Annotated in this window: 20 protein-coding genes; 4 read left to right on the top strand and 16 right to left on the bottom strand. The window is 63.6% G+C overall.

Going from position 1 to position 20074, the window contains the following annotated elements:
• Positions 1 to 13 precede the first annotated feature (13 nt).
• From JT360_RS17920 to JT360_RS17910, 3 genes are read left to right on the top strand one after another with little or no spacing between them, the layout of a single operon-like run.
• Entirely contained in the window at positions 14 to 868 is an 855-nt protein-coding gene (locus tag JT360_RS17920) for an ABC transporter permease subunit (protein WP_214473125.1), read from the top strand.
• A gap of 2 nt (positions 869 to 870) precedes the next feature.
• A complete protein-coding gene (locus JT360_RS17915) occupies positions 871 to 1728 on the top strand; it encodes an ABC transporter ATP-binding protein (protein WP_140497000.1) in 858 nt (285 codons plus the stop codon).
• Positions 1725 to 2552: a dipeptide ABC transporter ATP-binding protein gene (locus JT360_RS17910; protein ID WP_214473045.1), complete on the top strand. Its 828-nt coding sequence runs from the start codon at positions 1725 to 1727 to the stop codon at positions 2550 to 2552. The genes JT360_RS17915 and JT360_RS17910 overlap by 4 nt, the downstream gene beginning before the upstream one ends.
• 115 nt (positions 2553 to 2667) lie before the next feature.
• On the opposite strand, the gene JT360_RS17905 is transcribed toward JT360_RS17910, so the two are convergent.
• The 4 genes from JT360_RS17905 to JT360_RS17890 form a co-directional block, all read right to left on the bottom strand.
• Positions 2668 to 3942 carry a cysteine desulfurase-like protein gene (locus JT360_RS17905; protein WP_214473044.1) on the bottom strand — a complete coding sequence of 425 codons (1275 nt, stop codon included), beginning with the start codon at positions 3940 to 3942 and terminating at the stop codon, positions 2668 to 2670.
• A 46-nt stretch (positions 3943 to 3988) separates the two neighbouring features.
• Positions 3989 to 4663, bottom strand: coding sequence for an amino acid ABC transporter permease (locus JT360_RS17900; RefSeq protein WP_214473043.1), 675 nt, complete (start codon positions 4661 to 4663; stop codon positions 3989 to 3991).
• Between the two features lie 167 nt (positions 4664 to 4830).
• A complete protein-coding gene (locus tag JT360_RS17895; protein ID WP_214473042.1) occupies positions 4831 to 5628 on the bottom strand; it encodes an ABC transporter substrate-binding protein in 798 nt (265 codons plus the stop codon).
• A 393-nt stretch (positions 5629 to 6021) separates the two neighbouring features.
• The gene (locus tag JT360_RS17890) at positions 6022 to 6177 is read right to left on the bottom strand and encodes a hypothetical protein (RefSeq protein WP_250888883.1); all 156 of its coding nucleotides are present in this window, start codon (positions 6175 to 6177) and stop codon (positions 6022 to 6024) included.
• 123 nt (positions 6178 to 6300) lie between these two features.
• Between JT360_RS17890 and JT360_RS17885 the strand changes: the two genes are divergently transcribed.
• A complete protein-coding gene (locus JT360_RS17885; RefSeq protein ID WP_214473041.1) occupies positions 6301 to 7392 on the top strand; it encodes an LLM class flavin-dependent oxidoreductase in 1092 nt (363 codons plus the stop codon).
• A gap of 267 nt (positions 7393 to 7659) precedes the next feature.
• On the opposite strand, the gene JT360_RS17880 is transcribed toward JT360_RS17885, so the two are convergent.
• From JT360_RS17880 to JT360_RS17825, 12 genes are all read right to left on the bottom strand, one after another.
• A complete protein-coding gene (locus JT360_RS17880) occupies positions 7660 to 8055 on the bottom strand; it encodes a RidA family protein (RefSeq protein WP_214473039.1) in 396 nt (131 codons plus the stop codon).
• 64 nt (positions 8056 to 8119) lie between these two features.
• Positions 8120 to 9268 carry an acyl-CoA dehydrogenase family protein gene (locus JT360_RS17875; protein WP_214473037.1) on the bottom strand — a complete coding sequence of 383 codons (1149 nt, stop codon included), beginning with the start codon at positions 9266 to 9268 and terminating at the stop codon, positions 8120 to 8122.
• Positions 9269 to 9496: 228 nt separating this feature from the next.
• A complete protein-coding gene (locus JT360_RS17870; RefSeq protein WP_214473036.1) occupies positions 9497 to 10309 on the bottom strand; it encodes an enoyl-CoA hydratase family protein in 813 nt (270 codons plus the stop codon).
• Positions 10306 to 10776: a MarR family winged helix-turn-helix transcriptional regulator gene (locus JT360_RS17865; protein ID WP_214473035.1), complete on the bottom strand. Its 471-nt coding sequence runs from the start codon at positions 10774 to 10776 to the stop codon at positions 10306 to 10308. Before JT360_RS17865 ends, JT360_RS17870 begins: the two co-directional genes overlap by 4 nt.
• Positions 10770 to 11528, bottom strand: coding sequence for an SDR family NAD(P)-dependent oxidoreductase (locus tag JT360_RS17860; protein ID WP_214473027.1), 759 nt, complete (start codon positions 11526 to 11528; stop codon positions 10770 to 10772). Before JT360_RS17860 ends, JT360_RS17865 begins: the two co-directional genes overlap by 7 nt.
• Positions 11529 to 11727: 199 nt before the next feature.
• Positions 11728 to 14022, bottom strand: a complete 2295-nt coding sequence (locus tag JT360_RS17855) for a bifunctional salicylyl-CoA 5-hydroxylase/oxidoreductase (RefSeq protein WP_214473025.1) — start codon at positions 14020 to 14022, stop codon at positions 11728 to 11730.
• 142 nt (positions 14023 to 14164) lie between these two features.
• Entirely contained in the window at positions 14165 to 14764 is a 600-nt protein-coding gene (locus JT360_RS17850) for a VOC family protein (protein WP_214473024.1), read from the bottom strand.
• 78 nt (positions 14765 to 14842) lie between these two features.
• A complete protein-coding gene (locus tag JT360_RS17845) occupies positions 14843 to 15679 on the bottom strand; it encodes an ATP-binding cassette domain-containing protein (RefSeq protein ID WP_214473022.1) in 837 nt (278 codons plus the stop codon).
• Positions 15672 to 16550 carry an ABC transporter ATP-binding protein gene (locus JT360_RS17840; protein WP_214473017.1) on the bottom strand — a complete coding sequence of 293 codons (879 nt, stop codon included), beginning with the start codon at positions 16548 to 16550 and terminating at the stop codon, positions 15672 to 15674. Before JT360_RS17840 ends, JT360_RS17845 begins: the two co-directional genes overlap by 8 nt.
• Entirely contained in the window at positions 16547 to 17395 is an 849-nt protein-coding gene (locus JT360_RS17835) for an ABC transporter permease (RefSeq protein ID WP_502845472.1), read from the bottom strand. The genes JT360_RS17840 and JT360_RS17835 overlap by 4 nt, the downstream gene beginning before the upstream one ends.
• Positions 17388 to 18395: an ABC transporter permease gene (locus tag JT360_RS17830; protein ID WP_214473014.1), complete on the bottom strand. Its 1008-nt coding sequence runs from the start codon at positions 18393 to 18395 to the stop codon at positions 17388 to 17390. The genes JT360_RS17835 and JT360_RS17830 overlap by 8 nt, the downstream gene beginning before the upstream one ends.
• Positions 18396 to 18488: 93 nt before the next feature.
• Complete coding sequence (locus JT360_RS17825; protein WP_214473012.1) at positions 18489 to 20015, bottom strand: ABC transporter substrate-binding protein; 1527 nt, start codon at positions 20013 to 20015, stop codon at positions 18489 to 18491.
• Positions 20016 to 20074: the final 59 nt, after the last annotated feature.

Below are 20074 nucleotides of genomic sequence, written 5' to 3'. Positions count from 1 at the left end.
CGCGCGGCTGCAGATGTTCGCGGAATTCTGGCACTACTTCTCCGTCAACAAGGGCGCGGTGATCGGCCTCTTCGTTTTCGCGCTGCTGATCCTGATCGCCCTCTTTGCGCCGCTGCTCGCCCCGCATTCGCCGGACGATCAGTTCCGCGACTTCTTTCTGACGCCGCCGGCCTGGCAGGCGGGCGGCAATGCGCAGTTCCTGCTCGGCACCGACGCCGTCGGCCGTGACATCCTTTCGCGCCTGATCTACGGCTCGCGCTTTTCGCTCGCCATCGGCTTCGTCGTCGTCACATCAGCGCTGATCTCCGGCGTCGTCCTCGGCCTGCTTGCCGGCTATTGCCGCGGCTGGGTCGACACGCTGATCATGCGCATCATGGACATCATCCTGGCCTTCCCCTCGCTGCTGCTGGCATTGGTACTGGTGGCGGTGCTCGGCCCCGGTCTCGTCAATGCGATGATCGCCATCGCCTTCGTGCTGCAGCCGCACTTCGCCCGGCTCACCCGCGCCGCGGTGATGGCGGAAAAGAACCGCGAATATGTAATCTCGGCCAAGGTCGCCGGCGCCAGCCATCTCAGGCTGATGCTGGTCACCATCCTGCCCAACTGCATCGCGCCGCTGATCGTGCAGGCGACGCTGTCCTTCTCCAATGCCATCCTCGAGGCCGCCGCCCTTGGCTTCCTCGGCATGGGCGCGCAGCCGCCGACGCCCGAATGGGGCACCATGCTTGCCGAAGCGCGCGAGTTCATCCTGCGCGCCTGGTGGGTGGTGACTTTCCCCGGCCTTGCCATCCTGATCACCGTCTTTGCCATCAACCTGATCGGCGACGGCCTGCGCGACGCGCTCGACCCCAAGCTGAAGAGGTCGTGAGTATGTCTCTGCTCGAGATCAAGAACCTCACCGTTTCCTTCGACACAGCGGCCGGTCCGTTCATGGCCGTGCAAGGCATCGACCTTTCGATCGAGCCGCGCGAAGTGCTGGCGATAGTCGGCGAGTCCGGCTCCGGCAAGTCGGTGGCGATGCTGGCGGTGATGGGGCTGTTGCCGAACACCGCGACCGTCAAGGCCGACCGCATGGCCTTCGACGGCGTCGATCTGTTGAAGCTCAGCCCGTCCGAACGCCGCAAGATCGTCGGCAAGGACATCTCGATGATCTTCCAGGAGCCGATCGCCAGCCTCAACCCGTGCTTCACGGTCGGCTTCCAGATCGAGGAGGTGCTGCGCTTCCACATGGGCATGGATCGCGCCCAGCGCCGGGCGCGTGCCATCGAATTGATGAAGCTGGTCGGCATTGCCGACCCGGAAGAGCGGCTGAGCTCGTTTCCGCACCAGATGTCGGGCGGCCAGTGCCAGCGCGTGATGATCGCCATCGCCATCGCCTGCAATCCGAAACTCTTGATCGCCGACGAGCCGACGACCGCGCTCGATGTCACCATCCAGAAGCAGATCCTCGATCTGCTGGTCTCGCTGCAGGCCAAATACGGCATGGGCCTGATCATGATCACCCACAATATGGGCGTGGTGGCCGAGACCGCCGACCGCGTCATCGTCCAGTACAAGGGCCGCAAGATGGAAGAGGCCGACGTGCTGTCTTTGTTTGAATCGCCGAAGAGCAATTACACGCGCGCGCTGCTGTCGGCGCTGCCGGAGAACGCCGTCGGCGACCGGCTGCCGACCGTTTCCGACATGCTGTTCGAACCGGCGCCCTCGGCCGCGGGAGCCTCGGCATGAGCACCACGGTCCTCGAAGGCAAGAACATCGTCCGCGACTACCACATCGGCGGCGGCCTGTTCACCGGACCGCGCACGGTGCACGCGGTCAAGGGCGTCTCCTTTACGGTGGACAAGGGCAAGACGCTCGCCATCGTCGGCGAAAGCGGCTGCGGCAAGTCCACGCTCGCCCGCATCATCACGCTGATCGATCCGGCGACATCCGGCGAGTTGTTCATCGACGGCAACAAGGTCGACATCGCCAGGGGCGGATTGACCAAGGAGATGCGCCGCAAGGTGCAGATCGTCTTCCAGAACCCCTATGGCTCACTCAATCCGCGCCAGAAGATCGGCGATGTGCTGGGCGAGCCGCTGCTGATCAACACCGACAAGCCGGCCGCCGAGCGGCGCGATCTCGCCATGAAGATGCTGAAGAAGGTCGGCCTCGGCCACGAGCACTACAATCGCTACCCGCACATGTTCTCGGGCGGTCAGCGCCAGCGCATCGCCATCGCCCGCGCCCTGATGCTCAACCCAAGCCTTCTGGTGCTGGACGAACCGGTTTCGGCGCTCGATTTGTCCGTGCAGGCGCAAGTGCTCAACCTGCTCGCGGACCTGCAGGACGAGTTCCAGCTGACCTATGTCTTTATCAGCCACGATCTGTCCGTGGTGCGCTACATCGCCGACGATGTAATGGTGATGTATTTCGGCGAAGCGGTCGAATACGGCTCGCGAGACGAGGTCTTTTCAGACCCCAAGCACAGCTACACCAGGACGCTGTTCGCCGCGACGCCACGGGCCGACGTCGCCTCGATCAAGGCGAGGTTGGCGAAGAAGGCTGCCTGACTCGAGAGTCGTCGTGCTAGGGCGAAGGAGGTCCGTCGCGGAGATCGCCATACCGCGAAAGATGGCGATCCTTCGCGCCCCCTCTGTCCTGCCGGCATCTCGCGAAGAGATCAGCTCACGACAGCTTCGCAACAATCGCCCGCAGCGCTTCGCCGAAACGATGCACTTCCTCGACCGTGTTGTAGTGGACCAGCGAGGCACGGATGGCGCCGCTGTCCATTGAGAGGTTGAGGCGCTTCATCAGGCGTGGCGCGTACATGTGTCCGTCGCGGATGCCGATCTGCATCTCGGCCATTTCCTCGACGATCCGCTGCGGTGACAGCTTGCCGATGTTGAAGCAGAAGGTCGGCACGCGCTCGTGGATGCGGGCCTCGTCGGCGACGCCATAGATGGTCGCCCCGCAATCCTTCAGCACGCCAAGCATCTCGCGCGCCAAAAGCAATTCGTAGTCGCGGATGGCGCCCATGCCGGCAACGATGTTTTCGCGCCGCGAGCGGTTGTTGGAGGGCGCGAGGTTGCGGCCGATCAGCTCCAGATACTGCACGGCCGCATCCATGCCGGACACATTCTCGTAGATGAAGGTGCCGGCCTCGACCTTGTAGGGCGGCTCGTCGGGGATGAAATCCTCACGGAAGGTCGGCAGCCGCTTCAGTGTTTCGAAGCGGCCCCACAGGAAGCCCATATGCGGCGAAAAGTTCTTGTAGCCGGAGCAGACGAGATAGTCGCAGTCCCAGGCCTGCACGTCGATCAGCCCATGCGGTCCGTAATGCACGCAGTCGAGGAACACTTCGGCGCCGGCCGCATGGGCGATTTCAGCCACGGAGGCGACGTCGACGATCGAGCCGATCGAATGCGCCGTCACCGTGCAGGCGACGAGGCGGGTGCGCTCGGAAACCAATGGCCGCAAATCGTCGACATGCAGATTGCCGTCGTCGCGCATGCGCCACCACTGGAACTTGGCGCCCGCCTGCTCCAGCGCCAGCCAGGTGGCGATGTTGGCGTCGTGGTCCATATCGGTGATGACGATCTCGTCGCGCTCCTGCAGCATCTGGCCGATGCCGAGGCTGACCAGGCGGATGAACGAGGTGGCGTTCATGCCGAAGCAGATTTCCGCCGGGCTGTAGGCGTTGATCAGCAGTGCTACGCTTGTCCGGGCATCGGCGACCGACTGGTCGACGGTGACGCTTCGGCCATAGCGGCCACCACGCTGCACATTGTGCGAAACCAGATGGTTGGTCACCGCGTCGAGCACGCTCTGCGGGATCTGCGCGCCGGCGGCGTTGTCCAAGAAGATGAAATCGCCGGCCCGCTGCAAGGCGGGGAACATGGCGCGGACGGTGTCGACGGGGAACGCTGCGGCGTTCGCATTGTCGGTCTGATGCTTGTTCACGGGTACGCTCCTGAGAAAGACTTGGGCGGGTTGATCAGTGGGGATGTCAGCGCGTCTTCTCGGTCTTGAAGCGGTCTTCAAGCAGGCTGACGAGACGGACCATCGGCCAGAGGAAGATGAGATAGACGAGGGCGGCGCCGATCAGCGGCGAGGGGTTGGCGTAGAGCGACTGCGCGTTGGTCGCTTCCTTCAGGAGTTCCGGCAGCGCCACGGTCGAGGCGAGCGAGGTGTCCTTGAACATCGAGACGCAGTTGCTGGTCATTGGCGGTATGACCACGCGCACCGCTTGCGGCAGCACCACCTTGCGCAAGGTCAAAAGGAACGGCAGGCCGAGCGCCTGCGACGCCTCGAACTGCCCGCGCGGAATGCTTTCGATACCGGAGCGGAACACTTCGGCCGAATAGGCCGACATGATGATGGCGAACGCCGTCACCGCGGACGCCCAGGACGACAGGCGGATGCCGAGGAAGGGCAGCGCGTAATAGATCAGGATCAGCACGACCAGCACCGGCAAAGCGCGGAAGATGTCGGTGTAGCCGACCGCCAGCCAGCGCAGCGGCTTCGGCGCGTAGAGCCGCACCAGGCTGATCACCAGCCCGATGGGAATGCCGATGCCGATGCTCATTATGCCAAGCAGCAGCGTGTTCAGGAAACCGCGCAGCAGCGCCGGCAGGCTCGACGCAATGACGTCGGCGTTGAAGAAGGTGTCGATCAGCGACATGGGAGCTTTCCCGAACCGTTTTGCGTCCCGTGACGCCAGAGCAAAGAATGCCCAGGTTGAAACCAGTTGGCCTTGCCCGACAGCGGGACGGTCTGCGGAAGCCGGTGCCGGAGCGCGAAATGAATCGTGCCGGCGTGAAAGCCGGCACGATGTCAATGCATTGCCGCTCAGGCCTTCGGCAGCGGCATTTCCTTCACCGTCGAGGAATCGGCCGGGGCATCGCTGCCGAACCACTTCTTGTGGATCGCGGCCAGCGTGCCGTCCTTCTTCATCGCGGTCAGCGCGTCGTTCAGCTTGCCGAGCAGCGGGTGATCCTTGGTCATCATCAGGCCGTACTGTTCGCCGGTCTTGATGCGCTGCTTGACCGCCAGGTCCTTCATCTTGGTGAAGGAGTACTGCATGCCCGGAATGTCGCTGACGGCGGCATCGACGCGGCCGGCGCTGAGGTCGAGCAAAAGGTTCTGCTGCGTGTCATAGCCCTTCACGTCGCTGAAGCCGTCGGCCTCCTGGTGCCCCTTGACCCAGGTCTCACCGGTCGAGCCCGACAGCACGCCGACGATCTTGCCCTTGAGATCGGCCTCGGTGGCGATCGCGCTGTCGGTCTTGGTCGCGATGCCCATGTCGGAATCATAATAGGGCTGGCTAAAGGACTGCGACTTCAACCGCTCCGGCGTGATGGTGATCGACGAAATCGCCACATCGATGCGCTTCGACGTCGTGGCGGCGAACAGCGCCTGGAAGCCGAGGTCGGCGATGTCGGTGGTCATGCCGGCGCGCTTGGCCGCTTCGTTGACGATGTCGACTTCAAAACCTTCAAAGGTGCCGCTCTCGTTCTTGTATTCGAAAGGCGGATTGGTCGGGTAGGCGCCGACATTGAGCACGTCGGCGGCGTAGGCCGTGGCAGGGCCGCCGGCGATACCAATGGCGGCTGCGAGAAGCATGAGGTTGCGACGGGTGAGCTTCATTGGTGGTCCCTCTGGGGTGTCCCCTCTGGTTGTTGATCGGGCGGGATTTCCCCGCACGGTTTCTTGCCGTCCCACCTCCCAGCGGGGCGTCAATTCATGGCGGCGACCATGCGCGCGCGATTGGCGATAGTCTTTGTATGCGGATCACGGGTCTGGCGCGCACGCCGAAAGCATAGCGCGCGCTCGATGATAACTGGGGCGGTAGAAACGACAAGGACTGGAACCCCTCCCACCCGGAACACCACGATGGACTGGCCGGCTTCGACACCGCTGCCGCCCATCGACTTTGAATGCTATCCAAAGTGAGGCGCTTTTCAAGGCGAAAGTTTTAAGCTTAAAAAGTTTGCCCGGCCTGTTGCGTCACCGATACGTATTTGCCTGGCTGCGTTCGTCTCACGCCAGTTCGGCGCGTGCGGCGGCGTAGTTGGCCGCAGTGCCGGCGCCAAGAAACATCGTGTCGCTGGCCAGCACGAAGAAACTCGCCCCGATGGCGGCGAAGGAACCGACAAGGTTCGTCTTGCCGATGCATTTCTGGGGGAACTCGCTCATGTTCATCCCCTTTCGTCTGGCCCAATTTCATATCCGCAATCGGCGGCGAGGCGAAGCTATTTCAGGCTTGAAATATTTTGGCGCGGGCCTAGCGTGTGGGCCCTTCCGCCGCGAGTTCCCAAAATGATCAAAGCGCATCCCCTGCACGGCTCCAACAAACTGAAGCTCGGTGTCTTCTCGACCAACGCGGATGGCGGCTTGGCCATGTCAGATGTGCCGGAACGGTGGACTGCAAGCTGGCAGGACAATGTGACGGCGGCGCAAATCGCCGACCGCGCCGGGCTGGAATTTATGCTGCCGATCGCCCGCTGGCGCGGCTTTGGCGGCCGCAACAAGGTGCGCGAATGGTCGTTCGAGACCTTCACCTGGGCAGCGGCGCTTGCCGTGGCCACCGAACGGATCGGCCTGTTCATGACCGTGCATGTGCCGCTCGTGCATCCGCTCTATGCCGCCAAGGCGCTGGCGACGGTCGACCACATCAGCCAGGGCCGCGCCGGCCTCAATATCGTCTGCGGCTGGAACCCGAAGGAATTCGGCATGTTCGGCACGCCGCTGGTCGAGAAAGGCTACGACCAGGCTGCCGAATGGATCGAAATCCTCGAAAAGCTCTATGCCTTCTCTGAGCCGCTCGACTATGAGGGCACCTACTATCGCCTGAAGGAGGCGGTCAGCCGGCCGGCCAGCCTCCAGGTTCCGCGCCCGGTGACCATGAACGCCGCGTTCGGCGGACCTGGCCGCGATTTCGCCGCCGCCAGATGCGACTATCTGTTCACGACCTTTTCGGAAATGTCTGACGCTGGCAAGCATGTCGCCGATATCAGCGAGCGGGCCGACAAGGTCGGCCGCAATGTCGGCGTCTACACGGTCGCGCATGTCGTCTGCCGCCCGACGATGGAAGAGGCGCAGGCCTATTACAACAGCTATGCCGTCGATCTGGCCGATCACGACGCGGTCGATGCCCATATGGCCGGCAAGAAGGAATTCTCCCAGTCGCACGACCAGCACGCCTACGATCGCTACCGGCAGCGCTTCGCCGGCGGCGCCGGCACCTATCCGCTGATTGGAACCCCCGAAACGATCGCCGCCGACATGGCCGCCATTGCCGGACATGGCTATCAGGGCATCGCTCTGTCTTTCGTCAACTACACGCAGGAGCTGCCCTATTTCTGCGATCACGTGCTGCCGCTGCTGAGGCAGGGTGGGCTTCGCGAGTAGTGGTTGACCGAAGCCTTCCCAACTTCGTCATCCACGGGCGGAGCAGGAGCGAAGCGACGTCGCGGAGACCCGAGGATCCATGCCGTGGCCTAGCCGAGGGGCGAAACGGAGCAGAATTCTACGCCGTGGGCAGCGCTCTGAAGTCGCGGCATGGATCCTGGGGTCTGCGCCGCATCGCTTCGCTCCTTGCTTCGCCCCAGGATGACGAAGCGATGGCCGTTTTAGCCAATAGCCAAAGCATGCGGTTCATTTCGGAATGGTAGCAGGTTATTCCGGGATAACCGCTGTGGCCTGAATCTCCACCTTGGCGCGGTCCTCTACCAGCGCCATCACCTGCATGGCGGCCATCGCTGGGAAATGCCGGCCGATCACCTCGCGATAGGCTTCGCCGATGCCCCTGAGGTTGGCCAGGTATTCGGCCTTGTCGGTGAAATACCAGGTCATCGCGGTGATGTGCTGCGGCTTGGCGCCCGCCTCGGCCAGCACCGCCACGATGTTTTCGAGCGTTTGCCGTACCTGGCCGACAAAGTCGTCGGTTTCGAACTGGCACTGTCCGTTCCAGCCGACCTGTCCGCCGACGAAGATGAGCCGCCCACGCGCCGCGACGCCATTGGCGTAGCCGACCGGTTTGGCCCAGCCTTCCGGCTGCAGAATCTCGTGCATTTCAAGCCTCCCGGCATTTCCAAAAACCAATTCTCGAAATCGAATGCCCGTCAATGTCTTGCCGTCAGGCCGCGCCCATCACCTGCCGCGCGATTACCACCTTCTGCACGTCGGATGCACCCTCGTAAATGCGCAGTGCACGGATCTCGCGATACAGGCTTTCGACGATGTGGCCTTTGCGGACGCCGTCGCCACCATGCAGCTGCACGGCCTTGTCGATCACCTCCTGCGCCTTGTCGGTGGCAAACAGCTTGGCCATCGCCGCCTCGCGCGTCACCCGCGCCGCGCCCATATCCTTGGTCCAGGCGGCGCGGTAGACGAGAAGCGCCGCCGCATCGACGTCGAGCGCCATGTCGGCGACATGGCCCTGCACCATCTGCAGCTCGGCCATCGGTGCGCCGAACAGTTTTCGTTCGGCCACCCGCTTGATACTTTCATCCAACGCGCGGCGGGCAAAGCCGAGCGCGGCCGCCCCGACGGTCGAGCGGAACACGTCGAGCACCGACATGGCGATGCGGAAGCCGTCACCGGGCTTGCCGATCAGGGCAGATGCGGGCAGGCGGACCTGGTCGAACGACAGCCGTGCCAACGGATGCGGCGCGATCACTTCGAGACGTTCGGCAATGGCAAGGCCCTTGGCGTTGCCAGGCACGAGGAAAGCCGAAAGCCCCTTCGCGCCAGGCGCCTCGCCGGTGCGGGCAAAGACGATATAGAGATCGGCGATGCCGCCATTGGAGATCCACGTCTTCTCACCCGCGAGAATATAACTGTCGCCGTCGCGGGTTGCGGTCATCTCGGTGTTGGCGACATCCGAGCCGGAGCGCGGTTCCGACAGGGCAAAGGCCGAAATCGCCTTTCCGGCGCGCGTCTTTGCCAGCCATTGCTGCTGCTCCGGCGTGCCGAACAGGCTGAGTGCGCCAGTGCCGAGCCCCTGCATGGCGAAGGCGAAATCCGCCAGCCCATCATGCCGCGCAAGTGTCTCGCGCGTGATGCATAAAGTGCGCACGTCGAGTGGGCCAGGATTGTCGGTGTCGAGCGCCGTCGGCTTCAGCCAGCCGTCCCGGCCGAGTTTTTGCACCAGCTCGCGGCAGGCGGCATCGACGTCGTGGTGATCGACCGGCAGGTTTTTTATGCACCATGCTTCCAGGCGTTCGGCCAGTTCGCGATGACGGTCTTCGAAGAAAGGCCAGTTGAGGAAGGAACGATCAGGCATGGGTGGCTCCGCTAGTGAGACCTTGCGCTCTACGGCGCCCCCCTCTGTCCTGCCGGACATCTCCCCCTCTAGGGGGGAGATCGGCTGTCGCGCACGCTTTCGTCAATCTCCAACGTTGCAGGAACGGCACCGACGCTGACGCTGCCAATCTCCCCCCTTGAGGGGGAGATGTCCGGCAGGACAGAGGGGGGCGCTGTCCCGCCAACGTCTCCATCAAACCGCTCATCCTCAATTCCCCTCGAAAACCGGCTTTTCCTTAGCCACGAATGCCTTGTAGGCGCGCTCGAAATCGCCCGTCTGCATGCAGATCGCCTGCGCCTGCGCTTCCGCCTCGATCGCCTGGTCGAGCCCCATCGACCATTCCTGGTTGAGCTGCGTCTTGGTGATGCCGTGCGCGAAGGTCGGTCCGGAGACGATGCATACCGCCATGTCGAGCGCGTCAGCCTCGAGCGATGCCGCATCGACCAGCCTGTTGTAGAAACCCCAGCGTTCGCCCTCAGCGGCCGTCATCGTGCGCCCGGTATAGAGCAGTTCGGCGGCGCGGCCCTGGCCGATGATGCGCGGCAGGATCGCGCAGGCGCCCATGTCGCAGCCGGCAAGGCCGACGCGGGTGAACATGAAGGCGGTCTTGGCTTCGGGCGTGGCGATGCGGATATCGGAACTCATGGCGATGATGGCACCGGCGCCGACCGCGACGCCGTCGACCGCGGCAATGATCGGCTTGCCGCAATTCAGCATCGCCTTGACGAAATCGCCGGTCATGCGGGTGAAGGCCAGGAGCTGCTTCATATCCATCTTGACCAGCGGGCCGATGATGTCGTGAACATCGCCGCCGGAGCAGAAATTGCCGCCATTGGAGAGGAACACCACAGCGTCGACATCGTCGGCATAGACGAGGTCGCGGAATGTGTCGCGCAACTCGGCATAGCTGTCGAAGGTCAGCGGGTTCTTGCGCTCCGGCCGGTCGAGCCGGACCTTCGCGATCCGGCCTTCGACCTCCCATAGGAAATGCTTCGGCTTCAGCCTGGCCATCCCGGTCATTCGCGTCCCTCCCAGTTGCTGCGGAACGAGGTCAGCATGCCGGTCAGCCGGCGCGCGTCATCCTCGCTGACTTTGCCCAGCAATTCTCCGATCCAGCTCTCATGCGCGGCGGCGATGACGGCAAAAGATTTGGTGCCTTCGTCCGTCAGCCGCACCATCGAGGTGCGGCGGTCGCCATTGCGGCGCGCGCGCGCCACCAGACCTTCCGAAACCAGCCGGTCGACAATGCCGGTGACATTGCCGTTGGACACCAGCAGGAAGCGCGACAGATCGCTCATCAGCATGCCTTCCGGCGCGCGATAGAGTGCTGCCATCACATCGAAGCGCGGCAGCGTCGTGTTGAAGTCCTTCTTCAGGCGCTCGCGCAGTTCCGCTTCGATCGTGCGCGAGGCACGCAGCAGCCTGATCCACAGGCGCAAGCGGTCCTTGCCGGGTCCTGACGGCGCGGGCAGGGGGCCGGCTACCATGTTTCGCCTCCCGAGATGGAAATCGTCTGTCCGGTGATCGATTGCGCGGCGTCGCCGCACAGCCACAGCACGGCGGCAGCGACCTCTTGCGGCTGGATGAAGCGGCCTTGCGGATTGGTCGAGGCGAGGCTTGCCCGCGCCTCGCCGGCCGAGCGGCCGGTCTTTTCGACGATGCGCTGGATAGACTCATCCAGCATGTCAGTCTCGACAAAGCCTGGGCACACCGCATTGACGGTGACGCCGGATTTCGCCGTCTCGGCGGCCAGCGCCCGCATCAGGCCTACGACACCATGTTTGGCCGCGACGTAAGGCGCGACATAGGCGTAGCCTTTCAATCCAGCCGTGGAGGCAATGAACACGATCCGCCCCGCCTTGCGCGCGGCCATTCCGGCCAGTGCTGGTTTCACGGTCAGAAACGCGCCGGTCAGGTTGACGTCGAGCGTCCGCTGCCAGTCGGCCAGCGTGGTCTTGTGCGCCGGCGTGCTGCCGGCCATGCCTGCATTGGCGATGACAATATCGAAGGGCCCGCGCGCAGCCTCCGCCGTCTCGTAAAGCGAGGCCATCGCCGCCTCATCCGTCACGTCTGCCACAATGCCGAATATACGGTCGCTTTGCTCCACAACTTCGACAAGCGCTGTTTCGCGCCGGCCGCATATGGTGACGTCAACACCAGCATCGGCCAGTGCCAGCGCTATGGCCCGGCCGACACCGGAGCCGCCGCCGGTGACGAGGGCGTGCTTGCCGGGGGTCATTCGCGTATCCTCGAAACCTGGCGCCAGGTACCCCCACCCCAAACCCTCCCCACAAGGGGGAGGGAGAAGGCGACGGCAGCACCCATCCATTGCAAACTTCTGCCGTTCCGGCAGAGCCAATTGCGACTTGGTCCCCCTCCCCCTTGTGGGGAGGGGCTAGGGGCGGGGGTACAGCGCTGACGTGGCAAACGAAAAACAATCATACTTTCAGCCCCGCGGCCGCATCGCGCTCGGCCAGCCGGTAGAGCTGGTCGCGTCCGGGCAGATAGGGATCGGGCCATTTGACGCCACGATCGCCGAGCGTCACCGCCGCATGCAGCGTCCAGTAGGGGTCGGCCAGATGCGGCCGGGCCAGCGCCACGAGATCGGCGCGGCCGGCCATCAGGATCGAATTGACATGGTCCGGCTCGTAGATGTTGCCGACCGCCATCGTCGCCATGCCGACCTCGTTGCGGATGCGGTCGGAAAACGGCGTCTGGAACATGCGGCCATAGACCGGCTTTGCCAGCACCGAAGTCTGCCCTGCCGAGACGTCGCAGATATCGACACCGACTTCGTGCAGCAGCCGCGCGATCTCGACCGCGTCAGCGGGCGTGACACCCTCGATGCCGACCCAATCATTGGCCGAAATACGCATCGAGATCGGCTTCTCCGCCGGCCAGGCGGTGCGCACCGCGCGGAAGATTTCGAGGGGATAGCGCATTCGGTTTTCCAGCGAACCGCCATAAGCGTCCGTGCGCCGGTTGGTGACCGGCGTGATGAAGGACGACAGGAGATAGCCATGCGCGGCATGGATCTCAAGCATGTCGAAGCCGCAGCGGTCGGCCATCTCGGCAGAGGCCACGAATTCATTGCGCACCCGGGCCATGTCGGCGCGATCCATCGCCTTCGGCACCTGGTTCTCAGGCGACCATGCGACCGCCGAGGCCGCCATGACCGGCCAGTTGCCCGAGGCCAGCGGCACGTCGGTGCCCTCCCAGCCGACGCGGGTCGAACCCTTGGCGCCGGAATGGCCGATCTGGGCGCAGATCTTCGCCTCGGTCTCGGCGTGGACGAAATCGACCAGCCGCTTCCACGCCACCTCATGTTCGGGCGCGTAGAAGCCGGGACAGCCGGGTGTGATGCGCCCCTCCGGACTGACGCAGGTCATCTCGATATAGATGAGCCCGGCGCCGCCCTTAGCCCGCTCTGCATAATGGGTGAAATGCCAGTCGGTCGGGCAACCGTCGACGGCCTTGTACTGCGCCATCGGCGAGACGACGACGCGGTTGTTGAGCCGCATGTCGCGCAGCTTGAACGGCGCGAACATCGGCGCCCGGCGCAGTCTGTTGGCGCCTGCGCCGGCCTGGCGCTGGAACCACTCTTCCGCGCTTTCAAGCCATTCGGCATCGCGCAGCCGCAGATTCTCGTGGCTGATGCGCTGCGAGCGGGTCAGCAGCGAGTAGTTGAACTGCACCGGGTCGAGACCGAGATAGCGCTCGACCTCCTCGAACCATTCGAGCGAATTGCGCGCCGCCGATTGCAGCTTCAGCACCTCGGTGCGGCGGGCATCCTCATATTTGCGGAAGGCGGCGTCGAGGTCCGGCTCGGTTTCGACATAGTCGGCCAGCGCCACGGCGCTTTCGAGTGCGAGCTTGGTGCCGGAGCCGATCGAGAAATGCGCCGATGCCGCCGCGTCGCCCATCAGCGCCAGGTTCTTGTATGACCAGCGCTCGCACAGAACGCGCGGGAAATTGATCCAGGCGGAGCCACGGATGTGGTTGGCATTGGTCATCAGCGAATGGCCGCCAAGATGTTTTGCGAAGATGCGTTCGCAGATGGCGATCGATTCCTGCTGCGTCATCGCGCCGAAGCCGAAGGCAGCCCAAGTCTGTTCGCTGCACTCGACGATAAAGGTCGCGGTGTCGCTGTCGAACTGGTAGGCGTGCGCCCACACCCAGCCATGCTCGGTCTTTTCGAAGATGAAGGTGAAGGCGTCGTCGAATTTCTGCTTGGTGCCGAGCCAGACGAACTTGCATTTGCGGGTGTCGATGTCGGGCTTGAAGATATCGACGAAGCTGTTGCGCGCCCTGGAGTTCAGGCCGTCGGCGGCGACGACCAAATCATGCGTCTCCATGTAGGGCTTGGGGTCGGCGATATCGGTCTCGAACATCAGCTTGACGCCGAGTTCGCGCGCGCGGCGCTGCAGCAGGATCAAGAGCCGCTTGCGGCCTATGCCGCAGAAACCGTGGCCTGACGAGACCGTGCGCACGCCGTCATGGATGACGGCGATGTCGTCCCAGTAGGCGAAATGCTTCTTGATCCAGACGGCGCTGACCGGATCATTCTTGGCGAGGTTTTCGAGTGTCTCGGCCGACAGCACGACGCCCCAGCCGAACGTGTCGTCGGCCCGGTTGCGCTCGAACACCGTCACATCGTGCGCGGCGTCCCTGAGCTTCATCGAAATGGCAAAGTAGAGGCCGGCTGGTCCGCCGCCGAGAACCGCAACCTTCATGTGTGCGATCTCCTCTTCGCTTGCTGCGTCTTCGAGTATCGCGCCGGAGGCAAGATATTTCAAGCTTAAAGTTTTATGTCGAAATCATCATGGAACATCAGGCGGCGCGCTTGCGTGTCGTTCCGCAAGCGCGCGTCCAGAGTCACTTGTCCGGGTCCTTCGGGCTCCAGAGAACAGTCTCGGCACCCTTCTCATAGGCCATGCCCGTGGGATAGCTGATCGCTTCCAGCTGCAGTCCCCAGGGCGCCTGGAAATAGAGAATGGTCTGGCCGGCGGCGGGTCCTTCCTTGACCGGCAATGGCCCCATCCTGGTCTTGACGCCCTTGGCCTCGAGATAGGCTTTCGCCACGGCGACATCATCGACATAGAAAGCGATGTGGAAGCCGCCAATGTCGCTGTTCTTCGGCGTCAGGTCCTTCTGGTCGGGCGCGGTGTATTTGAACAGTTCGACGTTCGATCCATAGCCGCAGCGAACCATGGTGACCTGCTCGATGACAGCCTTCGGATTGACACCCAGAAGATCCTGCATGAATGTGCCCTTGTCGTCGGCGAACGGGCCGAACGACATCGCCTTCTTGCAGCCGACCACTTCGGTGAAGAAGTCGACCGCCTGTTTCATGTCGGGAACCGTGATGCCAGTGTGGTCGTGCCCGCGCATGCCGGGAATCGAGCTGGCGGTGGCGATGTCGACGCTGCCTAGCAGTGCAGCCGCGAGTGTTGCATTTCGGAGTATCGTCTTCATGTCAGTCCTCTCCATTGACGGGACCTGGGTCATTTGCGGTCGCACGTTCGAAGCCCGCTTTTCGGCGTGCGTATGCATTCATGTCGGGGCCTTGCCGGCGGACGGGATGTCCAGCCAGCCCGCATCGATTTCGGGCAGCGGAATGGCTGCGATCAGGTCGCGCGTGTAGGCCTGCTGGGGCTTGTCGAACAAGGCGTCGGTGGCGCTGGCTTCGACGATCACGCCCTCGCGCATGACGATCACTTGCCGGCACAGCCGTCGGATCACCGACAGATCGTGGCTGATGAAGGCGACGGTCAGGCCCATCTCCGCCGCAAGCTTCTCCAGCAACGTCAGGATTTGTGCTTGGGTCGACACATCCAGACCGGAGACGATCTCGTCGGCCAGCACGAATTTCGGCGACAGCGCCAGTGCGCGCGCAATGCCGACGCGCTGGCGCTGGCCGCCCGACAATTCGTGCCGGTAGCGGCTTGCGAAGCTCTGCGGCAGGCCGACGCGCTTCAACGCCTCTGCGACGCGATCCCTGAGGTTGTCACCGAGGCCGTTCTGCTTGAGCGGCGCGGCGATGATGCTGGCAATGGTGCGGCGCGGGTTGAGCGACGACATCGGATCCTGGAAGATCATCTGCAGATGACGGCGTAGCGGCCGCAGCTCTTTATCCGGCAGATGCGTGATATCGCGCCCCTCGAAGCTGATGCTGCCGGCGCTTGGTTCCAGCAGCCGCACCAAAGCGCGGCCGAGCGTCGATTTTCCCGAACCGGATTCGCCGACGATCCCGGTCACCGATCCCCTCGGCAAATCGAAATCCAGCCCTTTCAAAATCTCGGCCAATGGCGCGCGGCCGATCAGCGGCTTGCGCGTCATGTCGGGCAGCGCGACCTTGAGCCCGCGCACGGAAAGCAGCGGTTCAGCCATGGGGTCGTCTCCAGGCCTGGTCGGTCTCGGCGATCTCCGAAGCAAGTCCGGCCAGCACCGCCTCGTCCACCGGCTTCAGCGAGGCGAAAGGGTCGGTGTAGCGTGGCGTGGCGGCCATCAATGCCCGCGTATAGGGATGCTGTGGTGCCGCGAACAGAGCCGCTGTGTCGGCCTCTTCCACCACCTTGCCGGCATAGAGCACCGACACCTTCTGGCTGATCTTGGCGACGACGCCGAGATCGTGGGTGACGAACAGGATCGCCGTGCCATGTTCTCGCTGCAACGTAGCGATCAGCCGCAGGATCTGCTTCTGCACAGTGACGTCGAGCGCCGTGGTCGGCTCGTCGGCGACAATCAGCCGGGGCTCGGCGGCAAACGCGGCGGCGATCAGCACGCGTTGCCGCATGCCGCCGGACAGCTCGTGCGGATAGCTTTTCAGCACGCGGTCGGGATCGCGGATCTGCACCTCGTCCAGCAATTGCCGGATACGGCTATCGGCCCTCTCCCCGCTCCAGCCGAGAATGCGCACCAGCCGATCGGTCATCTGCGGGCCAATGCGGCGCGACGGGTTGAGCGCGGTCAGCGGATCCTGCGGGATCAGCGCCGTGCGGGCACCGATCAGCGTGCGCCGCGCCTTGGGCTCAAGCTTGCCGAGGTCTTCGCCTTCGAGCAGCATGTCGCCTTCGACGATGCGCACGCTCAGGGGCAGGACACCGAGCACCGCCTTGCCGATCATCGTCTTGCCGGCGCCACTCTCGCCGACCAGCGCACGCACCTCGCCGGGCTGCACGGCAAGCGACACCGAGCGCAGCACCCGCTGGCCGTTCGGCAACACGGCGCTCAGATTGGCGATGTCGAGGCAAGCGCTCATCGCAGCACCGGATCGAAGCGTGCCTTCAGCGCTTCGCCGAACTGGCTGAACGACAACACGGTCAGGATCAGCGTGATCAGCGGAAACACCAGCACCCACCAGGCCTGATGGATCGACAGCCGGCCCTCGGCGATGATGCTGCCCCAGGTCGGATCGTCGGTCGAGATCGACAGATTGACGAAGGACAGGATCGCCTCGACGATGACGGCGATGCCCATCTCCAGCGATAGCAGCGCCACGATCGAGGGCACCACATTGGGCAGCACCTCGCGCAGCATGATGCCGATGCGGCCATAGCCGGCGATGCGGGCGTTCTCGACATAGTCCATGCGTGACTGACCCATCGCCTCGGCGCGGATCACCCGGCAAAAGCGCGTCCAGTCGATGATCGCGATTGCGAGGATGACGGAGCTCAAGCCCGTGCCGAGCACGGCGACCAGCAGGATGGCGAACAGCACCGGCGGGAACGCCATCCAGACATCGACGACGCGCGAGATGATGCGGTCCGCCCAGCCGCCGAAATAGCCAGCGATCAGCCCAAGCGTCGACCCGACCAGGCAGGCGGCGATGGCCGCCGCGAAGGCGACGATGAAGGCGATGCGTCCGCCGAAGATCAGGCGGGACAAAAGATCTCGGCCCAGGCTATCCGTGCCCAGCCAATAGCCGGGCTCGGCGCCATCGAGCCAGAAGGGCGGCAGCCGCTCCAGCATCAAATCCTGCGCCAGCGGATCCTGCGGCGCCACCAGCGGTGCGAAGATCGCCGCCAGCAGCGCGAGCAGCAGCCAGCCGCCCGCAAGCCACAAGCGGGGCGACACGCCATGTCTCGAAGCATGACCCTTATCCATGGCGCAGCCTCGGATTGAGCAGCGCATACATCATGTCGACGGCGAGGTTGATCAGCACGAACAGCAGCGCGAAGACCAGCACGATGCCCTGGATCAGTGGCAGGTCGCGATTGATGACCGCGTCGATCGCCATGTTTCCGAGGCCCTCATAGGAAAACAGCCGCTCGACGATCACGGTGCCGCCGATGAGGAAGGTGAACTGCACGCCGACCAGCGTCAGCGTCGGCAAAGCGGCGTTCTTGAGCGCCTCGCGCAGGATGACCTGCGTTTCCGAAAATCCCTTCACCCGCGCCAGCACGACATAGTCGAGGTCGAGCACTTCCTTGAGCGACTGTTTCAGCAGCTGCGAGATGATCGCCGCCAGCGGCAGCGCCAAGGCCACGGCCGGCATCAGCATGTGCTTCAGAAGGTCCCATGTCAGGTCGAGGCGCAGCCGCAGCAAGCTCTCGAAGAAATAGAACTGCGTGACGAAGGGCAGGTCGAGCTGCGGCGACACGCGGCCGGAAATGTCGAAGATCGGCACCAGCACGCCGAACAGTAGGATCAGCACCAGGCCCCACAGGAAATCGGGAATGGAAAGTGCCGCGCCGCTGGCGATGTCGATGCCGGCCTCGACCGCCGTGCCGCGTTCGCGCGCGCCGAGGATCGCCGTCGTGCCGCCGAGCAAAACCGCCATGACAAGCGCGACGATGGCGAGTTCCAGCGTTGCCGGCAGCCGGTTGAAGACGAGGCCGAGCACGTCCTGCCTGAGCGAAATCGAGGTGCCGAAATCGCCCCTGACCACGCCGGACAGCCAGATGAAGAATTGCTGCACGATGGTCTTGTCGAGCCCGTAGAGCGCCCGCAGCCGGGCAATGTCGGCGTCCGTCGCACCGGGCGGCAGCATCATGGCGATCGGATCGCCGGGCGCGACGCGGATCACGACGAAGACGACGACGGCCACGCCGAACAGCGTGATCAGCATCGTCAGCAGACGGATCAGGAATCGTTGCAGGAGCATGTAATTCTTTGCAGGAGCCCGTAGCCCCGAATGCCCAATGGAAAATGCGCGCCGTCATTGACGACGACGGCGCGCGGCAATTCCAGGCCGATATCAGGCCGGGGTCATCAGTGCCGGCAGCAGCGCGCCGGAAATATGCTGCACCACCTTGACGCCCTTGGCATGCACGATCGGCTGGGCGAACTGCAGCAGCGGCAGCACATAAGCCTGCTCGGCGATGTATTTGTCGACCGCCTTCCAGCCGGCGATGCGCTTGGCCTCGTCTTTTTCGCCCCAGAGCGGACCGATCTTGGCATCGAGATCGTCGGTCTTCCACGACGAATGCGGGGAAGGCCCGAACATGGCGAAGCCGGTCGACGTGGTCGGATCACCAATCGCATTACCCCAGTTGTAGAAGGCGGCCGGTGCCAGCTTGTGGGCTGCACGCAGTTCATAGTGCTTGGCGATCTCGTAGACTTCGATCGTCGCCTCGATGCCGACCTTGCGCCACATGCCGACGATCGCCTGCACCATCTCGTAGTCCTTGGGCTTGAAGCCCTTGGTGGTCTGGATGGTGATCTTGGCCGGCTTCTTCGGCGAATAGCCGGAAGCGGCCAGCAATTCCTTCGCCTTTTCCGTATTGTGCTCGACCTTGATCGACGGGTCGAAGGCCGCATATTCCGGCGTTTCCAGCGTATCGATCGGCTGGCCGTAGCCGCGCAGCAAGCGCTTGACCAGAAGTTGCTTGTCCACCGCCATGACGGCGGCCTGGCGGACATTCTTGTCCAGCATGGCGTCCTTGTTGTTGAAGAAGATCATGCCAATGTCGGAGACGTTCTTGCACGAGCCGGCAAGTCCGTCCTTGGCGATCAGCCGGTCATATTCCTCGTAGGGGATTTCGAGCGTCACCTGCGAGGAGCCGGACTCGATCTCGGCGACGCGGCTCGCGGCATCGGTGACGAACTTGATCGTGACATTCTCGAAAGCCGGCTTGCCGCCCCAGTAATTCGGGTTGGCCCTCAGCCGCAGGAAGGCGTTGCGCTCGAACTTCTCGACCATGTAGGGGCCAGTACCGATCGGCGCCTTCTCGAAACCTTCGGCGCCGACCTTCTCGTAATAGGCTTTCGGCAGGATATAGCCGGTCAGGAACGACATCCATTTGAAATAGACCGGGTCGAACTGGACCACGTCGCCCGTGATCTTGTTGCCGTCGATCTTGAAGTTGTTGACGTTCTTCCAGACGAACTGGATCGGGTTGCCGGTCTTTTCGTCGCCCGCCCGCTGCAGCGACCAGACGACGTCCTCGGGCGTGAACGGCGAGCCGTCATGCCATTTCACGCCCTCGCGCACCGTCATCATCACCTTGGTGCGGTCGTCGTTCCAGCCCCATTCGGTGAGCAGGCCGGGCGCAAAGGACAGGTCCGGCTTCTGCGGGATGAACTGGTCGAACACCGACTGGTAAAGGCCCTGGATGGTCGGATTGACGGCTGACGGTCCGGTGGTCGGATCCCAGGAGGGCAGGTTGACATTGTAGGCGATGGTCAGTTCGCCGGCAGCCTTGGCGCTCCGTGGCAGGCCGATAGCGGCCGCCCCAAGTGCCGCGGCACCGTATCCCAGCAATTCGCGTCTGTTGATTGTCATGGTCGTTCCCCTTGTTGGTTCTTGTCTTTGCGCGGCAGTGTCAGTTCATTGGTTCAGGC

Origin of the sequence: Mesorhizobium sp. dw_380 (genome assembly GCF_018588885.1) — a bacterium.
In the GTDB taxonomy this organism is placed as follows: domain Bacteria; phylum Pseudomonadota; class Alphaproteobacteria; order Rhizobiales; family Rhizobiaceae; genus Mesorhizobium.
The sequence above is the reverse complement of the archived record's forward strand: the minus strand, read 5'-3'. Positions and strand labels throughout refer to the sequence as shown.

Bases quoted from the DNA above. Each gene is read 5' to 3' on its own strand.
- JT360_RS17920 (WP_214473125.1), top strand. From the start codon at position 14: ATGTTCGCGGAATTCTGGCACTACTTCTCCGTCAACAAGGGCGCGGTG.
- JT360_RS17915 (WP_140497000.1), top strand. From the start codon at position 871: ATGTCTCTGCTCGAGATCAAGAACCTCACCGTTTCCTTCGACACAGCG.
- JT360_RS17910 (WP_214473045.1), top strand. From the start codon at position 1,725: ATGAGCACCACGGTCCTCGAAGGCAAGAACATCGTCCGCGACTACCAC.
- JT360_RS17900 (WP_214473043.1), bottom strand. From the start codon at position 4,663: ATGTCGCTGATCGACACCTTCTTCAACGCCGACGTCATTGCGTCGAGC.
- JT360_RS17895 (WP_214473042.1), bottom strand. From the start codon at position 5,628: ATGAAGCTCACCCGTCGCAACCTCATGCTTCTCGCAGCCGCCATTGGT.
- JT360_RS17890 (WP_250888883.1), bottom strand. From the start codon at position 6,177: ATGAGCGAGTTCCCCCAGAAATGCATCGGCAAGACGAACCTTGTCGGT.
- JT360_RS17885 (WP_214473041.1), top strand. From the start codon at position 6,301: ATGATCAAAGCGCATCCCCTGCACGGCTCCAACAAACTGAAGCTCGGT.
- JT360_RS17880 (WP_214473039.1), bottom strand. From the start codon at position 8,055: ATGCACGAGATTCTGCAGCCGGAAGGCTGGGCCAAACCGGTCGGCTAC.
- JT360_RS17875 (WP_214473037.1), bottom strand. From the start codon at position 9,268: ATGCCTGATCGTTCCTTCCTCAACTGGCCTTTCTTCGAAGACCGTCAT.
- JT360_RS17870 (WP_214473036.1), bottom strand. From the start codon at position 10,309: ATGACCGGGATGGCCAGGCTGAAGCCGAAGCATTTCCTATGGGAGGTC.
- JT360_RS17865 (WP_214473035.1), bottom strand. From the start codon at position 10,776: ATGGTAGCCGGCCCCCTGCCCGCGCCGTCAGGACCCGGCAAGGACCGC.
- JT360_RS17860 (WP_214473027.1), bottom strand. From the start codon at position 11,528: ATGACCCCCGGCAAGCACGCCCTCGTCACCGGCGGCGGCTCCGGTGTC.
- JT360_RS17855 (WP_214473025.1), bottom strand. From the start codon at position 14,022: ATGAAGGTTGCGGTTCTCGGCGGCGGACCAGCCGGCCTCTACTTTGCC.
- JT360_RS17850 (WP_214473024.1), bottom strand. From the start codon at position 14,764: ATGAAGACGATACTCCGAAATGCAACACTCGCGGCTGCACTGCTAGGC.
- JT360_RS17845 (WP_214473022.1), bottom strand. From the start codon at position 15,679: ATGGCTGAACCGCTGCTTTCCGTGCGCGGGCTCAAGGTCGCGCTGCCC.
- JT360_RS17840 (WP_214473017.1), bottom strand. From the start codon at position 16,550: ATGAGCGCTTGCCTCGACATCGCCAATCTGAGCGCCGTGTTGCCGAAC.
- JT360_RS17835 (WP_502845472.1), bottom strand. From the start codon at position 17,395: ATGGATAAGGGTCATGCTTCGAGACATGGCGTGTCGCCCCGCTTGTGG.
- JT360_RS17830 (WP_214473014.1), bottom strand. From the start codon at position 18,395: ATGCTCCTGCAACGATTCCTGATCCGTCTGCTGACGATGCTGATCACG.
- JT360_RS17825 (WP_214473012.1), bottom strand. From the start codon at position 20,015: ATGACAATCAACAGACGCGAATTGCTGGGATACGGTGCCGCGGCACTT.